The organism is Bacillota bacterium LX-D, from assembly GCA_031628995.1.
Classification (GTDB): Bacteria; Bacillota; DUOV01; order DUOV01; family Zhaonellaceae; genus JAVLUO01.
In genome coordinates, this window is sequence record JAVLUO010000003.1 from 12969 (window position 1) to 32640 (window position 19672).

The following is a 19672-nucleotide window of genomic DNA, read 5'->3' on the forward strand; positions in this document are numbered from 1 at the left end:
GGTGGTGTAACCATGAAAGGAATTTTTTTGGAATTTAATTCTATTCTTAAAAACCGCTGGAAGGCGGTCTTACTTTTACTTGTTCCTTTGATGATCACAATCTATTTTGACCTACTCTTTCAGCAAGGTACTGTCCAGCAAATTAGAACGGTCATTGTAGATCAGGATCAGAGTTCCCTCAGCAGAGGACTAACCCAGGAGTTTGCCAATCAAGATATTTTTCGGATAGTTCAGTACTCTAACAATTTGTCTGAAGCAGAAGAAGCTATTAAAAAGGAAACAGCGGACTTTATTGTCTATGTGCCTCCTAAGTTTAATCAAGATTTAAAAGAGGGCCGGTCTGTAGCCTGCACTGTCATTGCAGATACCAGCAATATGGCTGTTTCATCTACAGCACTGAAGGCAGCCAGCCAAATCGTTTTGGGCTATAATGCCATGGCTCAAGTCAGTATCTTGGAAGGGAAAGGCTATTCCAAAAAGGAGTCTCTTAATTTAGCTATGCCCATTACCTTCGAGCATTTACAATTGGCCAATCCCTCAGGCAATTATCCGGATTTTTTAATTTGGGGGCTAATTGGAGCTACCGGCCATTTTCCACTAATGCTCCTAAGCGCCTCAGCTTTAAAGGATGCTGATGAAAAATCCAAATGGACTACTGTGCTGCAAAAGATTTTTGTTTATGCTTTCTTGTGCTTTTGTGAGCTGACATGCTGTTTTCTAGTAACAGTTGGCTTTTTCCCTGTAACTTTTACATGCAGCATTGTCTATGTACTCCTTTTAAATATTTTCTTTGCTTTGGCAGCCGCTTCCTTTGGAGTATTTCTCTCGGCAGTTATTCCTAGTCCCTTTGTGGCCACAGAATTAAGTGTCATAATTGCCTTGCCGGCTTTAGTAATTTCCGGCTTTACCTGGCCCATTAGCAAATTCCCTTGGCATATCCAAATTTTAGGCTGGGCAGAACCATTAACCTATTATGTTAACCCTTTGCGAGAGGTACTGCTGAATTCAGTACCTACCCCCTATTTTTGGAACTGTCTGCTAGTTTTGGGCTCCATGTTTATGGGCTTCACCCTAACGAGCAGTTTAGTATTTGGAAGGAAGGTTAGGAAATGGCAAAAACAAGCTTTAGCCGCTTAATGGGACGAGAACTAACTAACTTTCAGGAAAATAAAATGGTTTTACTAAATATGCTTTTTACAATTACAGTTGTCTTTTTAATTGGTTTTGTTTATTCAGCAGCCGTAGTAGATGAAATTCCAGCAGGGATAGTAGACTTAGATCATACTTCCCTGAGCAAAAATATTGTCCGTCAGTTTACGGAAAATAATAAATTTCAGACTACCACCATCAGCAATTATGCTGCTTTAAATCAGCTGTTGAAGACAGATCAAGTAGACGTGGGAATTGTTATCCCCCCTGGGCTGACTGAGGAAATTAAAAAACAGCAAGGAGGAAAAATGCTGTTAATTGTAGATGGCACCAACTATATTGTAGCCAACTCAGCTTATGTGAAAGCTAATGAAATTCTCCTAACTATGAATGGAGGAATTACCTTACAAACACTAGAGGGGAAAGGTATTTTGCCGGCGGAAGCTGAAAAGTTAGTGCAAAATATTCAATTTAAGCAGAAGTTACTATATAATCCCACCAATAACTACAGCTATTATCTTACTTATGGAATAATTGCCACAGGGATCTTTAGTTTAATGATGACTGCCTCAGCCATAACCCTAGCCCAAAAATTCCTGAAACATGGCAAAGCTTCAAGCAAGGAACTTCTGGCTAGCATGATAGTTTTTGCTATTTTCGTTGCCCTTTCCTTAAATATCTGTTTTTTGACGGCAGGATTTTATTTTTCCCTGCCTCTAGAAAACTATCAGGGCTTTTTGCCCATTAGCATTGGGGCAGCAATGCTCGTTGCCATTTTAGGGGTTCTGCTTTTTGTCTTAGCCCGGAATGAACTGGCCATTTTTCAAGCCGGAGTATTTTTCTCCACTACTTTTATTTTCATTACTGGTTTTACCTGGCCGGTCCAAAGTTTCCCCCCTTTTCTGCTGCCTATTTATTATCTCTGCCCTCTAAGTCCCATCCTAAACGGCATTAGAGCAAGTTTAATTATGGGATTGGATAGTGCTTATTTAGTTAAATATTTCATTTGGCTAGGCTGCTTAATTGTACTTTATTTGCCTTTAGGAATCTGGTTATATGCTAAAAAGGCTTAAAAAAATGCAGCTCCTTTAGGCAAAGGCTGCTGCATTTCTCTACTTTTTATTTGCTATTATTTTAAAAGCTTTAAAGCTAAATTAGCCGTTTCCCGAGCCTCTACCCTCAGTTCTGCCACTCTCTCAAAGAGTTTAGCAACAATCTCCTCCCGGTGAGCTAAGGTCTCTTCTACTTCGGCGTTTAAAAGCTCATAATCTAATGTTTCTACCCGTCCGGCATTAGGCTGTTCAATTAGCTTAAGTATACTGTCTATTTTAGGATCATAGGAAATGCCAATGGCCGGCACCCCCATTACTGCTGCCATTATTAAAGCATGGAGGCGCATCCCAACAATTAGCTGCATTTCTCCGATAACACCTAACATTTCCACTACACCGCATTGTTCTTTAACAATGACAGGCTCTTCCTTCATTAACCTGGCAATTTCCCGGCAGACGCAAACGTCATCCGGAAAATGGAAAGGCAAGAGAACTACTTTATAACCTTGTTGGGTCAAATTATCTCCTAGCCGGGCCAATACCTTTTGGTAGCCCGTCAGTTTTTTCCACCCTCGGACAGAAATACCAATTAGTGGAGTTTTTTCCTCCAAGTCTACTCCGCTGCGAGTCAAAAGTTTCTGCCCCTGATCCCGCTCTATTTCCCGGTGGTATAAACTAAAAACCGGGTCAGCTGTCACATAAATTTGGGGATTAGTCACTTTTAAGCTAGTTAAAAGGTTTTTAGAATCCTGATCCCGCACAGTAATCAAATCCACGGAATTAGAGACTTTGGGCACTAAATATTGTCCCAAGCGGGTATTGATGGGGCCTATTCCTTGGGCGTAGTAAACTACAGGCAAACCAAGTTTTTTGGCCAGCCAGACTATTCCTAAATAGTAAATTAGACTTTTAGGACTAGTTACATCCTGTAAAAGGCTGCCTCCGCCGCTAATGAGTAAATCCGCTTGACGCAATGTTTGCCAAACCTCTTTTGGATTCCAGCGGTTAACTGCTTCTACATTGTACAGCTTACTTGTTTTAGCCGGATCGTTGGATAAAACCGTTAACTTTAGTTCCGGCCGCTGGGCCCGTAAAGTCCGTAAAATGCTAAAAAGTACCCCTTCATCCCCCAGGTTATTAAAGCCATAATATCCGGACAGTACAACCTTAGCCATGAAGTCCCCCCCGCCTTCCTAATGAGGCAACAACTTTATAAAGTAAAATCAGAATCACTCCAATCAAAATCCCCAGCCACAAACCATGAAAGGCTCTCAATAAAGATATGACAAGAGGAGTATGGATATGAGCAAAAGTGTTGACCATAGAGATCTGTCCAATTATGCCCAATACTAAAAGAGGCAAATAGCGATGTTTATATCCCAAATAGAAGGACAGCAACATTAAAGGATGTCCAATTAAAAATTCTTTTGTCCTAGGTCGAACCAGTAAAATTTTGTCCAGCCAACTTCTAAAAGTAAGTTCTAAACCGGATACCGGTGCCGCATCGTTGCCTGTACGCATAATGTAAATTGCCAAAGCTAAAGTCAAAAAGACTGCCATCAGCACCATAAACACTTTAAGATTAGCATTTAATATTTCTCGAATTTTATGCCAAAGATTATGCTTTTCAAGACGCCAAAATAAAGCACCGATAATCAGCACTATTGGGATCAGATGGGCTATTTTTACCCCACTAAACTGATCCAGCTTCAACATAAAGTTGCTGTCAGCTAAAAGGCCTACCATCAAAAGAGCGCCAATTAAGGAGATACATGAGGTACGAACCAGTAAGAGAATACTTTTTCCTAAATCCACACCTTCGTTGCGCAAGTTAAGCAACACGGCAGCACTGGGAAAAATAATTACTGACCCTAAAGCAAATAACTTTCTGACCATTATACCGTGTCCCGTAAAGAGCAGCCCCAGCCAGCCTAGTAACCCTAGGAGGCCTAAAAGGTAAGATAATTTTCCAAAACCTAAGAGCTTAAGAAGAACAATGCCTCCTGCTATAACTCCTAAGCCAATTAAAATAGTTAACCGCGCATGATATAGGGGACCTTGAATAGCCTGAGGGCTGCCTAAAGTATACCCCTGATTAGTTATGCTGTCCTTTAAACTCTCTAAGTAAAGTGTATTATCTCCTAACCAGTCTGTTGATTTGGTATTGAAAAACATTCGTACTAAAATACTGCGGATATTCCTTTCTGTAACTGCCAGTGTATATCTATCCCGAGCTGCATTGGGAGTCATTTTGCTCATCTGAGCCGGGGCAATAGAATGAAGCCTAACTACGTTTTTCTCCAAAGCATTGGCTAGCTGATTAAAACCTTCTTGAGGATAAAACTCAATTAAGCCGACAGGTACTCCCAACTTTTTAATTTCATTAGCTACGAGTAAATACTTTCCGGGGAAACCGGGAATAGTTTTATCGTTAAAAAGTACTAAATCCAACCTCTTTATTTTTTGCAAAGACGCAAAAACAGCAGCAATGTCTTCATCTTCTGTATTTGACCAAGACTTAATTTGCACTTGAATATTTAAACCTAAGCCTTCTGCCAAAGCAATTTCCTTTTCTGGAAATCCAAGTCCAATACTCCGCAAACTGCTTTTCGTTATCGGAGCCCCGATTAGGTAAGGTCCTTCCGGGCTGTGAACCATTTTCATAGTAGGCAGCTTAATGCGCAGCTGATAGTTCAGCCGCTGAGCTAATTTCTCATCCATAGTCAATAAATAGTTATACCGGGGGTTAATTTGCTGTTTGACTTTAGCAAAATTAGCGTCTGTCTGCAGCTCACCGCCCCCTTTTATCCAAACTAAAGGATCTAAATCATCGGCTGACTGTTCTTTGAAAAAGACCCCTGTAACGCCAGCCCCCTTCAAATTCTCTAATACCTGTTCGTAGCTTTTACCGCTCTGCTGGGCGATTTGCAGCACCTCAGCATATTCTACACTCATCTCAACTTGACGATTTTTCGTTTCCTGCACATACCGTTGATACCCCAAGATCCCTGCCGCAATGGCTGCTGCAATGATCGTTAGTAATAAAATGGCTCCAACTAACTTTCTAGCCATACTCTGCCTCCTCCACTGAGACTATTACTGCAAGTCTTGCCAAATCTACAATTCACTAAAAGTATAGCATAGATAAGGTAACTTAGTATACTTTCCCTTAAATTTTCACATCTAACTCTAAATTTGTACTTTGAGGTATTGTGGTAAATGTCACCCAGCCTTTTTTAACTCGATACATTTGGCCGTTAATTTCCAGCATTACATCATCAATAGGTGTCTTTTTCTTTTTATCCCGCACAGAAATGCTAATATAGTTAGGTTTATTGGGCTCAATTTTCCGGGATACAACCCCTACTAAATAAGGAAAATTCTGCGGAACACTTCCCCCTTGTTCCACATCAAAAAGCTGTATCTTTAACTTATAGCAGGACTCCCTTAACCCCCATTGTTCCAATGCAGGAGAGCTGTAGACAACTACCTCCCAGGTACCCGCATCCGGATTGGGCACAGTTTCCGCTACCCATTCCTTGGCATTACTGCCATCAAATCCTTTTCCGGCAAATTCGCTCATGGCATATTCTTGTCCATCAGGTTTGATTAGATGCATGCGCACCTGCCCATGTAAACCGACAGCATCTTCCGGTACATTTAAAAGAGCCTCAAGACTGCCTGTCCCTTCCGGCACTTTAAAAAAGTATCTTTCAAACTGAGCCGCTCCTAAAATTCCATTGTAGTCCACCCTGTAATTATTGTCTTCATTTAACAAGGATGGCTTAATCACCGTAGTCAGCATAGATACCTCGGGCCCAGGAGAAGATAAAAACCGGCCATTTAAAAATGCTGTATAAATCCCCGGTTGATCAGGCAATTCATAATCTACAGGCAATTCTCTTTGGGATCCTTTCGGCATAGAAGTCATTTTAAACCAGGGTTTTAACCAATCTGCTGTACTGCTCCAAAAAACTACCTGATCCTTTGGTGCTGTATTTTTAACTAGGAAGGGCACCTGCCTCGGCAAGTATTCCCGAGCATATAAGCCCTCACCTATGCCTAACTGCTTGTTCCAAGTGTGGCTGGCTAAAGTCGACTGGAAATCAAACTTAGCTAAATTCTTCCAAGTTTGATTTATACTGATTAAGCCATAGCCTTCTTCAGCTTCATTAAAACCGCTGAGCTTTTTAGCCCCATTGGCTAAAGCTTTCTTCATTAGATCCGGGCTTACTTTCAGCCCCTTTTGATTAGCTCCTGTTAAAAGTAAAGCAGCAGCTCCGGCAACATGAGGAGCAGCAATGCTTGTACCTTCAGCCAACTTATATGGAGTTCCCGACCAGGTTGGATAGCAGGAAATAGCACTGCCTGGTGCCACAATAGTAGGCACCACCATTCCATCTTGGCGGGGCCCCATAGAGCTGAAATACCACAGGCTCTCTTTCTCCACATTCCAACCATAATCACTTTCCCACATTTCAGGGGAAATATATGCACCTACCCCTATAGCTCCTTTGGCATTTCCCGGCGTAGCCAAAGAACCTATGCCTGGCCCTTTATTGCCTGCCGCAGCAATAAAGAACATATTATTTTGCTTACTATAGTTGTCAATCAAATAAGTTAAAGTGTTATTGCCAAAAGTATTATCTTGATAATAGCCTAAGCTAAGGTTAACAATATTTGCTTTTTTCGCAGCCGCAACCCGTACTGCCTCTTCCAGCATGTCCCAATCAGTTTCACCCTGTTTATCCAAAACCTTAATGATAAGAAGTTTGGCCCCTGGGGCAACTCCTTGCAAAGTACCATTGGCTGCAGCCACTCCTGCAACTTGTGTCCCATGTCCATTGGCATCAAAACCTAGGTTGACTTTTTGTCCCGTACTTGCAATTCCACTAACTACAAAACCAAATTTAGAGCCAACTTTAGCTGACTTAAAGCTTAATTTCCCATGGCTTTGGCTATAAACTTGGGAAGGGGGTTCATCGATTAAACTGCCGTTGCCATTAGTATCTACATAAACAGTATCATATTTGCCTTTAGTCACCCGATCTGTAACTACAACCAAAAAATTCTCATCTTTTTGTCCATCAAAATTTATATCTAGATCGATTTGTCCTTCCTGCAAAAAGCCATAATGATAAATGCCGCTTTGGGTTGGAATGGTGCCTAGTAGATAATTTTTTTGGTTAAAAGTGATACTTTGCCCCTTACCAACCGAAGCTTTTGTATCAATTTCTCCCTCTTTGGAAAGATCGATAAAGTCAACAATCTTTTCCTCTCCGTGAGTTGTCTTCTGCAAATCGGGATGCAGCGGGTCTACTCCGCTGTCGATAATAGCAATAGTTTGTCCGCGGCCATCTACTTTCAGATCATCCGCAAATTTACTGACCCCCATTACATTTTTCGTAATATTTAAACTCTTGCCAGCTTGGACAGCTGTAACAGGCAGCTCATTCTTGACGATTTGCAAAGAATCATCATCTAAACTTAGTTTTCCTCCATTTTTAGAAGCTGCAGAATCGACACTCTTCCGGGCAACTGTTTTTTCCTGGAAACCGTAAGTTAAAGTTAAATTTTCCGGAACCTTTTGTTCCACCACTTCTAAATAACCAACTTCCCCTGTAGCTGTTAGGACAAATAAAGCATTACAAGGAGCCAAGTCCCTTAACTCCTGAAGGGATATTTTTTTCCCTTGGCGGTAAGCCACTGTTTGTCCTGAATAGGTGAAAGTTGTTGTTTCCTTTTGCAGCTCCACATCCATGGTTTTGGTAGTTAATTGGACTTTTTTCACTAGGCCATAATAGTCAAAACGGCTCTTTCTCTGATCTAAAAAATTGTTAATAAAGACAGCTGCCTGAGCCCTGGTCACAGGGGAGGAAGCACGAAAGGTACCATCGGCAAAACCTCCTACCAATCCCCACCGAGCAGCCAAAAGAACGCTGTCTTTGGACCAGGCTGGAATTTGCCCTAAATCCTTAAACTGAACATTCTTCTCTCCCTGCCCAATATAGCGCAGTGCCCTAACTAGGGTAGAGACCATTTCATCCCGACGAATTTTTTGATCCGGTCGGAAAGTACCATCAGCATAACCGCTGACTATTCCCAGCTCCCAGGCTAACTGGATATAATCCTTGGCCCAATGATTGCCGGGAACGTCACGAAATAATTTAGCGGAACCATGGACAGCTTGGACGCTATATTTCATATTTAAGGCTTTAATTAACATGACGGCAAATTCACTTCTAGTTACTGCTTCGTAAGGCATAAATCTGCCGTCCCCATATCCCTTAACAATATCCTTCGCATTGGCATAATCTATTCCTTGACTAGCCCAGTTTGTCTCTCCAACATCAGAAAAGGCGTATGCCTTTGGTGATAGGACAACACAGAAAATATGAATTAATAGAATCACCAATGCATAACGCCTTATTTGTTTCACGATTTTATCCCCCACTTAGTATTTACAATTACAACCAATTGTTGCTGCTGCTTAGAAAAAAAGTCCATATCGGAATTGAGCTGCCGCTAAATTATAAGTATACAGTGCTTCCATTACTGCATCCTCTTGTTTATGTAAACTATCGGCGGCCATTTCCATTTCAATTCTAGTAGCTACACCGGCCTTATATCTTAAAGCTGCCACTCGGTAAGTTTCCTGGGCATTTTTTAAACTAGTTTCCAAAGTTTTATATGCTTTTTCTGCAGACAACATATCAAAATAAGCCTGACGGATTTTCAATTCCGCATTCGCTTTAGTATTGGTGTATTGGGCTTTGCTGTTAGCTACATCGAACTCGGCCTGCCGGTAAGCAAAAACAATGGAAGGATAGTATTTTTTAGTTTGTTCAAAAGTTGCCTCAGCTACTTTAATAGTTTCCTGGGCAGCGATGACTTCCACATTGTTTTTTAAACCCCGTTCAATTTCCGCAGCTAAATCAATTTTAGCCGGATTATATGTAAATTTAGTAACCGGCTCAAAGGAAGTATCTAAGCTAAGCCCCAAAGATTTAGCCATAGCAACTTTAGCTTTGTCGTAACTGTTTTGAGCCTGAAAAACAGCCGCTTCCTGATTAGCTACTTTCACCTCATCTGCTATCACATCGCTTTGGGCAGCTACCCCTGCTTTATATTTGCTTTGAGTCAGCTTTAATTGTTCATTAGCCCTAGTTAAAGCAGTCTGGGCATTTTTCAAAGCCGCCTGCTGTTTCAACATTTCATAATAATTTTTTTCAACTTCCAGCTTTAAACTATCGGTACTAACCCGAGCCTTATTTTCAGCAATGAGCAAATTCATTTCAGCACTGATTGGGACTACATACTTTAACTTTGCTAAATCCAAAGTTGTTAAATACTCGTCTTTATATTTTTTGGCAGAGTACTTGGCCTCTTCCAGTTGAAGTTTTGCTTTCTCAACACTTAACTTATCAAGTTCCATTTGGTGGTTATTTTTTACAGCCAAATCCAAAGCTTGATCTAAAGTCAGCTGCATTTGACCACTTTCGGCAACTGCAGCGCCTGAGAGCATAATGCTCATGAGAAATAAGGAAACAAGCAATAAAGCGATTTGTCTTTTTTTCTTCACTCTGGGCAACTCCTTTAATTTTTTCTAGTTCTTTTCTATCCCACTTAATACTGAATTTGGACACTTACTCCTTTTACGGAGCTACTTTTAAGTAACAATATGTTCCTTTAATTATACACATAATCATAACCATAAATATAGCTATAAATATAGACGTAAAAAAACCGGCAAAGTTCCCCAAAAGGGAAACTACCGGATTTATTTAACTAACATTATTTCTTGATTTGTTTTATCGTAGCTGACTGTATAGCCTAAAAACTTAGCTGCATAGCGTAAAGCGATATAAGCTTTGCCTTGGGCAATTTTTACCGGAGCCGTCATTTTTACTCGATAACTGCTGTCCACAGCTTTTTCCTTATCTACAGCAAAATTAACTACCTTAGTTCCTGTTCTAAAAACGATTTGATTATTTTGTTTTTGCCAGGAGACTTGCCCATTTAATGCCTGGGCTAAGCCTTGCACAGGGACCATAGTTACACCGTGCTGTAGGTACGGTTTAGGTTTCAAAGCAACTTTTTGGTCCCCAATTATAAACCGGTTCTCTTGCAAACTAAGTATGACTTTATTTGATGAAATGCTGGAAGCTGCACTTTTTAACTGCTGTTTCAGCAATTCTACTGCTTTGGTTAGCTGGGCCTCTTCACCTTCCACAACATAGTCAGGTTTTAATCCTATTTTATTTATTTCCCTGCCCTTGGGAGTTAAGTAATTAGCTGTAGTAAGTTTTAAGGCGCCTCCGTTACTTAATTGAAAAACTGTCTGGACACAAGCTTTGCCATAGGTTTTGGTACCTACTAATCTGCCTGCCCCCTCGTCTTGAATAGCACCTGAAACAATTTCGGAAGCGCTGGCAGTTCCTCCGTCTACTAAGACAATTGTAGGAATTCCCAAAGGTTTGGTCAGGGATTTGAAGCTGCGTTTATGATTATTCCTATCTACTATAGTTAAAAGTATATGATTCTTCCGGACAAACATTGCTGCCACATCTAGTCCCGAATTTAAATAGCCTCCCGGATTGCCTCTCAAGTCAAAAATTAGGGCTTTCATGCCTTGGGATTTAAGCTTTTTAATTCCTTCCTCAAACTCCTCTCCCGCATTAGTGGAGAAAGTTGTCAGCTGCAAATAACCTATTTGCTGATCAATCATTTTTGTTTCTACTACATCCATAGCAATAACTTCTCTAGTTAAGGTAAAAATTAAAGGTTCTTTTTCTCCATCTCTAGCAATTTTTATATCCACAACAGTGCCTGCTTCTCCCCGAATCAGGCCTACCACATAATCTAAAGTTTTTCCTACTACATTTTCCCCATTTATTTCCAAAATACGGTCATTGGCTTTAATTCCGGCTCGCTCTGCAGGAGAATTTTTTAGAGGCAAAACAACAGTAGCATATTTATCCTTCAACTCAACTTGCATTCCTACACCAGTAAATTCCTGTTCGGTTTGTTGAATAAAATTGCTGTAATCCTCCGGTGAAAAATAAACACTGTAAGGATCATTTAGGCTCTTAACCATGTCCTCCACGTTATCTTGGTTCAGCTTACTTGCATCTACAGGAGTAACAAAGCTTTTCAAAATATGTTCTTTCACTTCTTGCAAAATCTGCTGTTGGTTTTCCCCCTTCCCAGCAGCCTGGGCCCAGTTAGGTGTAAAAACAGCAAAATAAGCAAAACAGAGAACAAAGCAAACTAGGAAACGACTTAATTTTACAAAATATTTATCCAAGTTAATTCCTCCAAGCTAACTTTAATTTTTAAGACTTCGACATCAGAAATTAAAATCCTCCCTTGCCTGGTTTAAGTTAGCTTGGTAAAACAATTTCTGCAGATCCATTTCCACCCTAATCAAATCAAGGGCTTCATTCATTTTTTGCCTTATTTTTTGTACCCTATTTAAAACCAGCAGCTCACTGCCGTCCTGAAAAGACAGCTTAGCTTTTCCTCTTTCTAGAGGCCGTACTTTATCTACGCTTTGCAGTACTACATAACCTAAAGTACCTTCATCTTTATACGTTGCTTCCCGGACTTTGACAGGAATTAAAACCAGGTGGTGAGTAATCAGTAAAGGCAAATCCTTGCTGTACCCTAAGATTCGTTTGGACTGCTGCCGGACTAGAACCAGATCTTTGGCATAAAGTCTGACTAGGTGGGCCAAAACTGTTTTGCTCTTTTTACTGATCTGAATTTTTTCCGGTCCCTTCAGCCAGATTTCTGTGTAATTTCCACCGTCTTCTCCAGTTATAGGGATAAAGCCGTTTAACCTAGGCAAGAATTCAACCATTTTTGAATTATCCATTTTTTTCACCACCTTGTTTTATTTACTATCATTATACCAAACACACGTTCTTAGTCAAGGAAGAACCTTAATGGCCTGTTGGAGCTCTGTAATAGCTGTTGTTAAATCATCTAACTTTTTTTCCACCCGGACTAACAAATATGCTGCCACCACCATGGGAAAGCCATAATTAGCGAATTGGGCTAACAGCGTATCCACAATCTCTCACCCCTTACAATAAAGAAATTTAGTTAAAGAAATGGGACTAGCTAAACTAGAGCCCCATTTCTATATTCTAAGCAAATCTTAGGCAATAATCTCCGTAGTATCCGTAGATATAATGCGGGCCCCGGCAATACTGGTTAAATCTCCTCCTGTAGTTTCAAAAATATTTTTTGCAATAATCGTTTCCATAGCTGTCTGTACTTCAGCAGGGGTCAACCCATCTTTGGGATCCGGCAGAGAAAGTGTTACCTTACTTCCCTTAGCATTTTGAAAGACTAATTCTAGCTTTTTAGCCATTAGATCACCTCCTTTCCGGTGTTTAACTTAGCTAATGCCTGTGGCTCTTAGCTTTCAGCTAAATCATTAGTGCCAATGCGGTGAATAGACTGAACCATCCGCTGCTGTAAACCGGCTAGGGCTTGGGCCGTATCAAAAACATCCTGGTCTGTTGCTGCTGTTTTAACTTTGCTGAAAGTAATGTTTTTTAAAATTGTGTTCCCTTTCCCATCTACACCGTTTTCCACTACAATACGTAAAACCGATTGAACAGGAGTTGCTACAACTGCCATGTGCCTCACCTCCTTCCTGATGGCTTTATTCTACCTGGGTTCTTGGGAAAACAAAAAAATCGCTCCCAAACGGGAGCGAAGAAGCTTTGGCAAATTTTAAATTGAGTTTTTAAGTTGCTGCTCGCCTAGGCTAGCCAAACTTTCTTTTTCAGCTAGATACCTACTTTTTCGTAAAGCTAATCCTAGGCTGAACCTTTAACTTGCCTTGCTGATCATATATTTTCAATTTTAAATAGTCAGTTTCCCAATCATTTTTCCCCTCCTTAATATTGTTTTAATTATGTAATTTTTTAGGAGGTTTTACTCTTCAAGCTAAATTTTAAGGCAAGGAACCTAAAGAAGCTTATTATTCCCCAGGATGACATTAAAATTAACATGGGCAGTAAGGGGAAAATGTATCTAGGCTGGCCTTCGAAAATAAAATAAAGGCCGGAAAAAAACATGATTGGTAAAAGCAAGGGCCAGTGGCTCCTAAGGCCAATGCCTTTGCCGGTAAAAAGCATTCTGCAGAAAAACAAGGCATAGAGGAGCAAAGAGTATGCCAAAAACTTATAAGCCTGGCGGGCTGTTCGATAAACCCACCAACGGTTCTCGAGGGGTTTGCCGTTAGTCAGCTTGTCTACGCTGTAGCTCACGTCCCAGGCATCGTTATAAATGTAATACCATTTTTTTAAGCCCAGCTTAATAAAGTCTCCCGGGTTTTCTAAAATCCATTTCCCGGCCAGCTCTTTACCTACCTTATCTACAGCCAGCTCATCCCAAAAACCTGTCTTAGGATTTTGATACTTAGCTAAAGGGCTGTTCGGCAGTTTAAAGGGATCCTGCCAGTGTCCTTGGGCATAAGGATTATTATTCAAATAAATAGTTATGCCTCCATTGGTAGAAATAGGAATAAAACGGTGAAAAACGTAATAGTTTCTAATAGTCCAGGGGCAAATAGTTAGGATAACAAAAAGAGTAACCCATAAAGTTTTTTTGCAGGAGGCTAAAAAGCTCATCTTCCGAACCAGAAGCAGCAGAAAGATAACTCCTGGGAAAAGCAGCATAAAAGGTTTAGTTAAGGCTAAGATCCCCGCTAAGATCCCCAGGATAGGGCCACTCCATTTGGCAGAAGTATATTTTAATGTAATAACTAAACTTAAGAGCAGGAAAAAAGTAAAAAATATTTCCGTACTTAAAACGCTTGTATAAGTAATGTTGCGAGGGGATAAAGCCAGCATCAGGGCGGCAAGAAGACCTACCCCCCTGTGAAAAAGTTCTCTGCCTAAAACGTACCCTAGGTAAATTATGCCTAGGGACATGAAAACATTAACTACTTTCGGCACTATTAAATAAGGGCCAAATATTTTATAAAGGAGTGCTAAAAAGCCGGGATAACCAATAGGCTCAAAAGCCGTGGGCAAACCATAGAGTTTATAACCTAACCCTTGGGCGATAGACAAAGCTCCCTGGTGGTATTTTAAAAAGTCGTAAACCGGAGCAGTGGGCACATTAAGGATCCAAAGGATTCTCAGTACAAAAGCTACTCCTAAAATTAATAATAAACTTTTCTTCATAGGACACTCCTAATGTTTTTTGATTTTACGTAAGGAAGAGCGAATTTTTAAAAGTTCCCAAAACATTTTGAGAGAATCTTTTAAGGCACTGACCCTAGTATCAGGAGAATTGACCCACTCTACAGGGTACTCGCAAATTTTGTAACCTAGCTTCCGGGCAATAAACAAAACTTCTACATCAAAACCAAAGCCCCAAATCTGCTGCTTCGGAAATACTGCTTGGGCTGCCTCTTGGGTAAAGCATTTAAAACCGCATTGGGTATCTTTAATCCTTGTCCAAAAAAGGAACCTTACGATGACATTAAAAGTCTTTCCCATAAGCACCCGGTAAAAGGGCTGGCTAACTTTAATTACTGAATTTTTTAAGGCGCGGGACCCAATAACAACTTGGTATCCTTCCTGAAACTTAGACCAAAACTTGTCCAGTTCCTCAATGGGAGTTGATAAGTCACTATCGGTAAAAAGGAAATACTGCCCCCGGGCCTGCAGCATACCATTACGGACAGCATATCCTTTACCCATATTTTGGGGGTTATCAATAACTCGTATATTAAGATCTTTTTTTTGAAAATCTTCGGCGACCTGCTTAGTTCCATCTTTGCTGCCGTCGTTGACTACCAGGATTTCGTAAGCATAATCCTTACCCTGTAAAAAAGAACTGATTTTTTGTAACGTTTTAGGCAAACGTTTTTCTTCATTATAGGCAGGAATAACTACAGATAAAAATATTCTTTGGGACACTATTTACACCGCTCTCGACTTGAAATAATTGCTTATACTTTTCAGATTAAAAACAAAATATTTGCTCAGTACATAGTTTAAAACTATGATAACAACATTAATCAGAATTTGACTAATGAATTTATCTATTTGCAGAAACTGTACTAGAAAAATCAAGCCAACTAAATTCACTAGAAAAGTTAAAATCCGCACTCCCAAAAATGCTGCTGCTTCCTGCCAAATAGAAGCTTGGCCCACAAAAACATACTTGCGGTTAGTCACAAAAGCAAAAGCAACTGCCAAAATGAATGCCAGAAAGGCACTTACTCTATAATCCAAATTAAGGTCCAAGCAAATTTTGTAAGACACAATATTAATCACCGTGGTTAAAACTCCAAAAACCAAATAAGCAGATATATTTAGTAGTCTTTTCACTCCATTAATCCTTTCTCTTACCCTGTCTTTAGTTATTGTACACAAAAAAAATGTAGTATGCATTGCTAATTTTTATTTAAAGCATTTTTCTTACACGGAGGAGTTTTAATTTGCTAAAATATTTTTATAGGAATTTGGCAACCCTGGAACATTTTTGTTTTATTCTAAGTCTAAATAAGTAGAAGCCTTTTAGGAGGTGAACCATTTTAATTCCGGCTTATTTGAACTACATAAATTATGGTTTTAAAGGGGTGTTACAATGGGTTTAGAATTAAAGAGTATTGGAAAGAAATTTTGTGCCGCATTAGTGACTTTAGGCATGGTGTCCACAATCGTTTGTGCCGCACCAGCTGCTTCTTATGCCAGCAGTCCTGAAATTTCATCTTGTGATCCGGAAAATAGGGATACAGATATACCGGTAGATACAGATATTACTATTAGATTTTCCAAAAGTATGAAGGCATCCACTTTGGAAGATGAAGACAATATTTATTTAGTTAAAGATGGTTCCAGCAGACATGTGGAGTGTGATTATGACTACAATAGTTCCACCCGTACGGTTACCATTACGCCTCATGATGACCTGCAGGAAGATACCAAATACTACATTTACGTTACAAATGATGTAGAAGATTCCGACGGAAATGCATTTGAGGGCGATGGCTGGTACTTTACTACAGAAGAAAATTCGGATTCAGATTCCGAATATATTGAAGATCGGGATCCAGACGATGGGGATGATGATGTCCCAGTAGACACTAAAATCACTTTTTACTTCACCGAAGATATGGATGAAAATACAGTAGAAGATACGGACAATATTTATTTACGGAAATCAGGCTCCAGCAGGGATATTGACATTGATATTAGTTATAGCACCTCATCAAATAAAGTAACTATTACTCCCGATGAGGATTTAGATGAAGATGAAAGTTATATAGTTTATGTTACCGATGACGTGAAAACAGAAGATGGAGACCGCATCGATAGCGAGAGCTGGGAATTCACAACAGAAGCAAATTCTAATGATGAAAGCAATGTAGAAATATCCAGTACAGACCCTGATGCTAATGATACAGATGTCCAAGTTGATGCGCCTATTACCATTAAATTTGATGGGAAACTGCGTTCCAGCACTGTGACTACCGATAACATTTATCTGCGCAAATCCAATTCAAACTCCGATATAGATTGTAATATTAGTTACAACAGCTCTACTAAAACAGTAATTTTATCTCCTAAATACGATTTAGACGAGAATACTACTTATACAGTCTATGTAACAGATGATGTCCAAGATGAAGATAGGAACAATTTGGACTCATACAGCTGGAAATTTACAACTGAATCTGCGGAAACAGATGCTGAAGTTTATCTAAAAAGTCCTTTACCGGGCAGCACAAGTGCACCTATTTCAGGAGGAAACTTTTATGCCATATTCTCCAATGGCTTAGAGGAAAGTACAGTTAATGAAAGCAACGTTTATTTAACGAAAAAAAGTACTCCAACTGTCTTAATACCTGTTAAGGTCAGCTACACCAGCAGTTCCTATACTATCCATATTACACCGGTAAGTAATTTGGAATATAACACTGAATATACCATCTATTTATCTTCTTTCATCCAAGATGAAAATGGCAAATATATTGAACCAGTTAATTGGAGCTTTAAAACCGTAACTAATCCTAATCCGCCAAGTACCACTCCAAGTACTAACACTGGCACTAAACCAAGTACTGGTTCAACGGGAACAACCGTAACTGTAAAACCAGGTAATTCCAAAACTACAACAATTATCGTTAACGGAAAAACCTTAACCTTGACTGATGCTGCACCTTATACTAAGAATCAAAGAACTATGGTGCCCTTCCGGGCTCTCTTAGAAGCTTTAGGCGCCACCGTCCAATATGATACCAGCACACCAAAGCAGCCAAAAATTATCTGCAAATTAAACACAACGCAAATTGTGCTGAAAATAAATCAAAAAACTGCTATGGTTAATAACCAAACTAAAACCTTAGATGTGGCTCCGGAAATCGTCAAAAGCAGAGCCATGATTCCATTGCGGTTTGTCAGCGAATCCCTGGGAGCTACTGTAGTTTGGAATAAAACAGCTAATACTATTACAATTACGAAATAAGGGAACCAAGGGGACGGTTCTCTCGGACTAAAAATGCTAACCAAAAAGATCCTAGTTGGAAATAGGTGAAAACCTAAATCCAATCTTGGGGTCTTTTTTGTTAGGCAGTTGCGTGCAAACCAAGGGAACCGTCCCTTTGGTCATTATGCCATTTACTGCATTTTCTGCAATTAATTCACCATTGTTGACAGTAGCCCATTTTGTTAAAATAAAGCAGTTAACAATATTATGTTAACCGGTAATAGCATTTACCGATTCAACTTTTAAAGCCTAGCTTTAGCACAGCTAGGCTTACATAATTGCTCTATGTACTTTCATTTAAGCTTAAATGTAGAAGTAAGCATAAAAAGCACCTGTTAACAGATGCTTTAAAGCAGATCTTGATATTTTTGCCGACCATATAAAACACGCATGATAACCACAGAAATATAGCTGTAAATCTCGTCTAAATCATCACTTGCTTTTGGGGTGAATTTTATGCGGTAGTTATTGTCTGCCATGCTTTTTTCTCATCTTTGCAAAAACATCTTCTCCATCTAAAAGCGGCTCCCCATTTTCAATTTGTGCTTCTGCTTCAGCCAGTTTTTTATATAAATCCGCTCGGGCTATCTCTCTCTTATAGGTGTCTATACTCATTATGACTAAATCTCCATAACCGTTTTTAGTTATAAAAATTGGCTCCTGTTTGCTATGACAGAGTTCTGAAATTTCAGCTGTATTTCTCAAATCCTTTATTGGCCTCAGGAACCAAGCAGGAACCAAGGGGACGGTTCTCCTGGCTCAAAATGTACCTAAAAGGTCTTAGTGAAATGGGATTAGAAAACAAAACCCATGAAAAAGGACATTGAAGAAACAACCTCCTATTGTAGAATCTACAGTAGGAGGTTGTGTTATGATTAAGAAATGTTAACGCTTTTAAAAATTTTTTAACTTTATCTAATTGAATACAAAGATACCTATAGCAAAACCTTATTGCGGTCAAAGGTACATTTTAATTTTTTAATCGTCCCAATGTTTTAGTCTATTGCCCTGAAAACCAGAGGAACCGTCCCTGCGGTCCCCTACGTGATATGTTCTGCTTGCTTAAAAAGTGTTAGCTGCTTTAAAGTAGCAAAAACTATTACCAAATCTGATTCCAGCAGTTTTTCATCAGCAGTAGGATTACTTATTACTTCATCACCACGGCGTATTGCTAATATATTAATGCCATATTTTTGTCTAACCTTTACTTCCTGCAAAGTATGGTCTATTAATTCTGACCCGTTAGGGATAACTAACTCGTCAAGGCACAGCTCTTCCGAACTATGCAATATGTTATCTATATATTCAATACTGGCAGGCTTTAAAAGAGACATTGCCATTTTTCTTCCTCCAATGCTTGAAGGATTAATAACCTTATCCGCTCCTGCACGTAATAATTTGTCTTCCGACTCTGCTTTTTCAGCTCTTACCACAACTGTTGCATTATTGTTTAGGCCTTTTGCTGTTAATGCAATTAAAACGTTATCACCATCCTGAGGCAAAGCCGCTATTACCCCTGCACACCGTTCAATCCCTGCAGCAGAAAGGACTTTGTCCTCTGTTGCGTCCCCAATAATGTAAGGGGCCTCTTTACTTAAATTTTCTAAGATTTCCCCATCCTTTTCCTCCAAATGGTTTTTGATATTTTCCCCTCAACGATTGATCCTGCTATGGCCCCAGTTATATAAGTAATAAGACCTATTCCAAGGGGTATGATAACTAAAGCAAAGATTTTTCCTAATGTAGTTTTAGGAACTAAGTCACCATATCCCACCGTTAACACAGACGTAAATGTCAACCACAGCCCTTCAAAAAAACTAATTTTTTCAGTGGCACAAAAGCCAATAACCCCAACCACCAATAAGATTACCATGCTAAATACAGAAATAAGTATTTGTTTTCGTGAAAACATAAAAGTCATCCACCAATCGTGACTAGGATGCCAAGGG

Annotated in this window: 18 protein-coding genes; 3 read left to right on the plus strand and 15 right to left on the minus strand. The window is 39.6% G+C overall.

Annotation, left to right across the window (positions count from 1 at the left end; all coding sequences use genetic code 11):
• The first annotated feature begins 12 nt into the window (after positions 1-12).
• Entirely contained in the window at positions 13-1137 is a 1125-nt protein-coding gene (locus RDV78_03975) for an ABC transporter permease (GenBank protein MDS1029663.1), read from the plus strand.
• On the plus strand, positions 1110-2222 hold the full coding sequence (locus RDV78_03980; GenBank protein MDS1029664.1) for an ABC transporter permease: 1113 nt from the start codon (positions 1110-1112) through the stop codon (positions 2220-2222). Before RDV78_03975 ends, RDV78_03980 begins: the two co-directional genes overlap by 28 nt.
• Before the next feature lie 56 nt (positions 2223-2278).
• On the opposite strand, the gene csaB is transcribed toward RDV78_03980, so the two are convergent.
• The 12 genes from csaB to RDV78_04040 form a co-directional block, all read right to left on the minus strand.
• Entirely contained in the window at positions 2279-3376 is a 1098-nt protein-coding gene (gene csaB / locus RDV78_03985) for a polysaccharide pyruvyl transferase CsaB (protein ID MDS1029665.1), read from the minus strand.
• Entirely contained in the window at positions 3369-5273 is a 1905-nt protein-coding gene (locus tag RDV78_03990) for a DUF5693 family protein (protein MDS1029666.1), read from the minus strand. Before RDV78_03990 ends, csaB begins: the two co-directional genes overlap by 8 nt.
• 97 nt (positions 5274-5370) lie before the next feature.
• Complete coding sequence (locus RDV78_03995; GenBank protein ID MDS1029667.1) at positions 5371-8640, minus strand: S8 family serine peptidase; 3270 nt, start codon at positions 8638-8640, stop codon at positions 5371-5373.
• Positions 8641-8691: 51 nt separating this feature from the next.
• Positions 8692-9783 (minus strand): TolC family protein, encoded by a 1092-nt coding sequence (locus tag RDV78_04000; protein ID MDS1029668.1) that lies wholly within the window; start codon positions 9781-9783, stop codon positions 8692-8694.
• Between the two features lie 198 nt (positions 9784-9981).
• Positions 9982-11508 (minus strand): S41 family peptidase, encoded by a 1527-nt coding sequence (locus RDV78_04005; GenBank protein ID MDS1029669.1) that lies wholly within the window; start codon positions 11506-11508, stop codon positions 9982-9984.
• A 42-nt stretch (positions 11509-11550) separates the two neighbouring features.
• Complete coding sequence (locus tag RDV78_04010; protein ID MDS1029670.1) at positions 11551-12078, minus strand: hypothetical protein; 528 nt, start codon at positions 12076-12078, stop codon at positions 11551-11553.
• Between the two features lie 54 nt (positions 12079-12132).
• Positions 12133-12276, minus strand: coding sequence for a YvrJ family protein (locus tag RDV78_04015; GenBank protein ID MDS1029671.1), 144 nt, complete (start codon positions 12274-12276; stop codon positions 12133-12135).
• Positions 12277-12363: 87 nt separating this feature from the next.
• Positions 12364-12579: a DUF2922 domain-containing protein gene (locus RDV78_04020; GenBank protein ID MDS1029672.1), complete on the minus strand. Its 216-nt coding sequence runs from the start codon at positions 12577-12579 to the stop codon at positions 12364-12366.
• Between the two features lie 47 nt (positions 12580-12626).
• Positions 12627-12851 carry a DUF1659 domain-containing protein gene (locus tag RDV78_04025; GenBank protein ID MDS1029673.1) on the minus strand — a complete coding sequence of 75 codons (225 nt, stop codon included), beginning with the start codon at positions 12849-12851 and terminating at the stop codon, positions 12627-12629.
• A gap of 290 nt (positions 12852-13141) precedes the next feature.
• Complete coding sequence (locus RDV78_04030) at positions 13142-14407, minus strand: glycosyltransferase family 39 protein (protein MDS1029674.1); 1266 nt, start codon at positions 14405-14407, stop codon at positions 13142-13144.
• Positions 14408-14416: 9 nt separating this feature from the next.
• Entirely contained in the window at positions 14417-15148 is a 732-nt protein-coding gene (locus RDV78_04035) for a glycosyltransferase family 2 protein (GenBank protein MDS1029675.1), read from the minus strand.
• A 3-nt stretch (positions 15149-15151) separates the two neighbouring features.
• Positions 15152-15562 carry a GtrA family protein gene (locus RDV78_04040; GenBank protein MDS1029676.1) on the minus strand — a complete coding sequence of 137 codons (411 nt, stop codon included), beginning with the start codon at positions 15560-15562 and terminating at the stop codon, positions 15152-15154.
• 259 nt (positions 15563-15821) lie between these two features.
• Here RDV78_04040 and RDV78_04045 point away from each other — a divergent pair, with 259 nt between their 5' ends.
• Positions 15822-17702, plus strand: a complete 1881-nt coding sequence (locus tag RDV78_04045) for an Ig-like domain-containing protein (protein ID MDS1029677.1) — start codon at positions 15822-15824, stop codon at positions 17700-17702.
• Between the two features lie 486 nt (positions 17703-18188).
• Here the strand turns inward: RDV78_04045 and RDV78_04050 are convergent, their stop codons facing one another.
• The 3 genes from RDV78_04050 to RDV78_04060 all read right to left on the minus strand — a co-directional run bounded on the left by RDV78_04050 (position 18189) and on the right by RDV78_04060 (position 19635).
• Entirely contained in the window at positions 18189-18464 is a 276-nt protein-coding gene (locus RDV78_04050; protein MDS1029678.1) for a type II toxin-antitoxin system Phd/YefM family antitoxin, read from the minus strand.
• A gap of 299 nt (positions 18465-18763) precedes the next feature.
• Positions 18764-19354 carry a TrkA family potassium uptake protein gene (locus tag RDV78_04055; protein ID MDS1029679.1) on the minus strand — a complete coding sequence of 197 codons (591 nt, stop codon included), beginning with the start codon at positions 19352-19354 and terminating at the stop codon, positions 18764-18766.
• The gene (locus RDV78_04060; protein ID MDS1029680.1) at positions 19327-19635 is read right to left on the minus strand and encodes a potassium channel family protein; all 309 of its coding nucleotides are present in this window, start codon (positions 19633-19635) and stop codon (positions 19327-19329) included. Before RDV78_04060 ends, RDV78_04055 begins: the two co-directional genes overlap by 28 nt.
• Between the last annotated feature and the right edge of the window lie 37 nt (positions 19636-19672).

Bases quoted from the DNA above. Each gene is read 5' to 3' on its own strand.
- RDV78_04030 (MDS1029674.1), bottom strand. From the start codon at position 14,407: ATGAAGAAAAGTTTATTATTAATTTTAGGAGTAGCTTTTGTACTGAGA.
- RDV78_04020 (MDS1029672.1), bottom strand. From the start codon at position 12,579: ATGGCTAAAAAGCTAGAATTAGTCTTTCAAAATGCTAAGGGAAGTAAG.
- RDV78_03975 (MDS1029663.1), top strand. From the start codon at position 13: ATGAAAGGAATTTTTTTGGAATTTAATTCTATTCTTAAAAACCGCTGG.
- RDV78_04025 (MDS1029673.1), bottom strand. From the start codon at position 12,851: ATGGCAGTTGTAGCAACTCCTGTTCAATCGGTTTTACGTATTGTAGTG.
- RDV78_04060 (MDS1029680.1), bottom strand. From the start codon at position 19,635: ATGTTTTCACGAAAACAAATACTTATTTCTGTATTTAGCATGGTAATC.
- RDV78_04045 (MDS1029677.1), top strand. From the start codon at position 15,822: ATGGGTTTAGAATTAAAGAGTATTGGAAAGAAATTTTGTGCCGCATTA.
- RDV78_03980 (MDS1029664.1), top strand. From the start codon at position 1,110: ATGGCAAAAACAAGCTTTAGCCGCTTAATGGGACGAGAACTAACTAAC.
- csaB (MDS1029665.1), bottom strand. From the start codon at position 3,376: ATGGCTAAGGTTGTACTGTCCGGATATTATGGCTTTAATAACCTGGGG.
- RDV78_03990 (MDS1029666.1), bottom strand. From the start codon at position 5,273: ATGGCTAGAAAGTTAGTTGGAGCCATTTTATTACTAACGATCATTGCA.
- RDV78_04010 (MDS1029670.1), bottom strand. From the start codon at position 12,078: ATGGATAATTCAAAAATGGTTGAATTCTTGCCTAGGTTAAACGGCTTT.